3 protein-coding genes are annotated in these 3,104 nt (G+C 75.7%); all 3 read right to left on the bottom strand.

Annotated features, from left to right (window positions below):
- Window positions 1-464: 464 nt before the first annotated feature.
- Window positions 465-1,364, bottom strand: a complete 900-nt coding sequence (locus PYV61_RS23045; protein WP_275836108.1) for a DUF5602 domain-containing protein — start codon at window positions 1,362-1,364, stop codon at window positions 465-467.
- Between the two features lie 119 nt (window positions 1,365-1,483).
- Window positions 1,484-2,182, bottom strand: a complete 699-nt coding sequence (locus PYV61_RS23040) for a PEP-CTERM sorting domain-containing protein (protein ID WP_275836106.1) — start codon at window positions 2,180-2,182, stop codon at window positions 1,484-1,486.
- Window positions 2,183-2,320: 138 nt separating this feature from the next.
- Window positions 2,321-3,104 (bottom strand): hypothetical protein (locus PYV61_RS23035; RefSeq protein ID WP_275836104.1); only part of this gene is annotated, 784 nt, incomplete at its 5' end.

Here is a 3,104-nt window from a genome sequence, read left to right as displayed (position 1 = left end):
CTGCTCGCCGGGCGCCTGAGCGACGCCGAGATCGGCGCGCGCCTCGGCACTAGCCCGCACACCGCGCGCACGCACGCCGAGCGGGTGCGCGCGAAGCTCGGCGTGTCGCGCCGCGCCGACGTGGCGGGCGCGCTGGCGGCGGCGCGGAGCTGACGCACGCGCGAACGCACGACGGGCGGGCCGGGCGTGAGCCCGAACCCGCCCGCGTGCCGCCGCCCTCCCCGCGTCCCCTCCCCCCGAGGTCGCGCGGTTCGGAACGACGAGGACTGCACCTGCGACCTGCGACCTGCCACTCTTCCACAGCAGGGGAGAACGGATCGGTCGGATGCGGTCGGATTCGACGGATCGCTCCTCGAACCTCCAGGCGCCCATCCGCCGAATCCGACCTGATCCGGACGAATCCGTTCTCCCTGATGGTTGAAGCGTGAGCGGTCGCGACCGCGTGGACGGCGCGCCGACCGGAGCTACTGCTTCTTCGTCAGCTGCGTGAGCGCGATGCGGTACTCCTTCTTCCCCGCGTCCCACGTGATGCGGTACGCGCCCGGCCAGTAGCCCGCCGCCTGCGCGCGCGCCGCCGTGCCGACGGGGATGACCTGGTCGCGCACCGCCGGGTCGGTCGCGTCCTTCTTGGCCAGCAGGTGCGCGCGCGTCACCATCGGCTCGGCGAAGATGAACTCCCCGTCCCACGAGCCGTAGATGAACGTCGCCGTGAACGGCCTCGCCCGTTCCGGCTTGCCGAGGAGCCCCTGCAGCTCGGGCGCGCGCACGTCGATCCAGTGCACGCCCATCAGCGGGACCGCGACGTCCGACGGCTTCGCGCCCGGCGGGCCGAGCACGAGGCCGTGCTGCGGGCGGAACTCCTCGGCCGGCAGGCGGTCGGCCTCGGCGGCGTAGCGCGGGTTCGCGAGCACGATGCGCGCGTCGCGTTTCGCCTTGTCGATCGTGTAGAAGTGGAAGTCGAAGTGCGGCGTGTCGTAGACCCCCGGCGGCTCGTGCCCGCCGACGTTCCAGTTCAGGCTCGCCCACCTGAACGGGACGCCGGCCGTCGCCGGGATCGGGAGCGCGAGCTCGTGGTCGGGGCCCTGGTGGCCGACCGCGTGCCCCATCCCGCTCGTCGGCAGCCCCTCGAGCGCGGCCTCGTCGAGCGCGACGCCGACCTCGGTGGGGGTGCCGCGCGCGGCGTCGGTGATCACGTAGGCGCGCGCGCGCCCGTTGCCGAGCTTCGACGCGCCGCCGTAGCGGACGCGCGTGCGGACGTCGTCGGGGGCGGGGCGGGACGGGGTGGCGGCGGCGACGAGCGAGACGCCGGCGAGCGCGGCCAGGGTGGCGCGCAGCGGCAGGCGGGCGGTGCGGAAGGGGCGCATGGGACGCGGCCTCGGGATCGTGGTGGAGCGAGGGCTGCCGGTGCGTCGCGCGCCTCCCTCGCCCGGCGCGCATCCCGAAGGTGCGCGCCGCCGCGTCCCGCCTCTTGGGTCAAACTTCCTCACCCCTGAACTTTCCTCCGCCGCGCCACCGCGAGACCGACGAGGCCGGCGCCGAGCAGCGCGACCGTGGCCGGCTCGGGGACGGTGCTGACCGGCGTCGCCGCGTTCGAGAAGGTGGCCGCGAACGCGAAATTCGTGTTGGCGGGCTGCGACCAGCGGATCCCGGCGTAGGAGTCGACCGTGCCGGGGTACGCGGTGCTCACGCGCGAGCCCAGCCCGTCGGCGGCGAGCGACGTCGCGTGGTGCGCGGTGCCGAACTGCTGCACGAAGCTCCCCGCCAGCGACGGGATGCCCAGGAAGGCGATGTAGCGCTGCCCCGGCAGCACCGGGAGCCCGCCTTCGATCTCGAACGTCGTCTCGACCGGGAGCGGCGACGACGTGCCGAGCCGCGCGGCGCTCTGCCAGAGGACCGGCCCCGCGATCCGGTCGGTCGCGCCGTCGTAGGCGGCGACGAACGCGTGGAACGACGTGACGCCGAAGCTGCGCGAGTCCGACAGCCAGAACGAGAAGCGGTCGAGCTGCGTGTACTGCGGCGCGACGAACGTCTGCCCGACGATCGACGCCTGCGACGGGTTGAGCTGCCCGAAGCCGTTGGCGGAGGTGAGCACGCCCGACGGCGCGCCGGTGTCGATCCGCTGCGCGGAGAGCGGGGCCGCGGCCAGCGCGAGGGCGAGCAGGAGGGGGCGGACGGCGGTCATGTATGGACTCCTCGGCGCGAGGCGCCGCGATCGGATGGGGGGGGCCGGCTGGCGTGTCGCCGCCGGGGTGCCCACACGATCGGAGTCCGCCGCCGCGGCGGCATACGCAGTCGCTGCGTATCCTCGCGGCCGGCGCGGTCAGTAGTACAGGTGCCCCTCGCGTCCGTAGCGCGGATGGCGCGCCAGCGCGGCGTGGTCGGCGCGCGCGACGCCCTGCGCGCCGCCGACGCCGGCGATCACCGCGTCGAGCGCGTCGCCCCCCGGGTCGCGCATCACGCGCCGCACGAAGCGCGCGTCCATCGCCACGTGCGCCCGCAGCGCGTCGACGATCGCGCGGCGCGTGCGGCGGCGCACCGGCGCGAGCGCGCCCCCCTCGGGCTGCTTGTAGCGCTGGTGTGGGAGCCCCCACCGCTTGAGCGTCGACGACGGGCACGTCTCGACCAGCACGCGGCGCGCGCCGGCGAGGCGGCGGTGGTGGAACGGGAGCACGGCGGTGCCGCGGTCGCGGCGCAGCGGGCCGACGACGTCGCGGATCCCGTGGAAGGTCTGCCAGATGATGCGGTAGTGGTACGGGTCGAACGGGGCGCGCGCGTCGCCGTCGGTGAGCCGGCGGACGTGCATCGGCCCGCCGCGCGCCTGCGAGCGGCGCACGCACTCGACGCCGAGCCCGTAGCCGTCGTGCGTCCACTCGGCGACGAGCGCGTGGTGCGCGTCCCAGCGCGCGCCGTCGGGGAGCACCTCGAGCGGGAAGCCGAACGGGAAGTCGAACGCCCACAGCGCGCGGTCGGAGGCACGCACCAGCGCCACGAGGTGCGCCAGCGCGGGGGCGCGGGCCGCGTCGCCGGCCAGCGCGCCCAGCGGGTCGAGCGCGGTCAGGTGGAGCGGCGGGCTCCCGGCGCGCCGCTCGGCGGCGGTGGCGGGG

It is taken from the genome of Roseisolibacter sp. H3M3-2 (assembly GCF_029211165.1).
Lineage (GTDB): Bacteria > Gemmatimonadota > Gemmatimonadetes > Gemmatimonadales > Gemmatimonadaceae > Roseisolibacter.
Note: the sequence above shows the minus strand (reverse complement) of the source record. Positions and strands in the feature narration are given on the sequence as shown.

Bases quoted from the DNA above. Each gene is read 5' to 3' on its own strand.
- PYV61_RS23045 (WP_275836108.1), bottom strand. From the start codon at position 1,364: ATGCGCCCCTTCCGCACCGCCCGCCTGCCGCTGCGCGCCACCCTGGCC.
- PYV61_RS23040 (WP_275836106.1), bottom strand. From the start codon at position 2,182: ATGACCGCCGTCCGCCCCCTCCTGCTCGCCCTCGCGCTGGCCGCGGCC.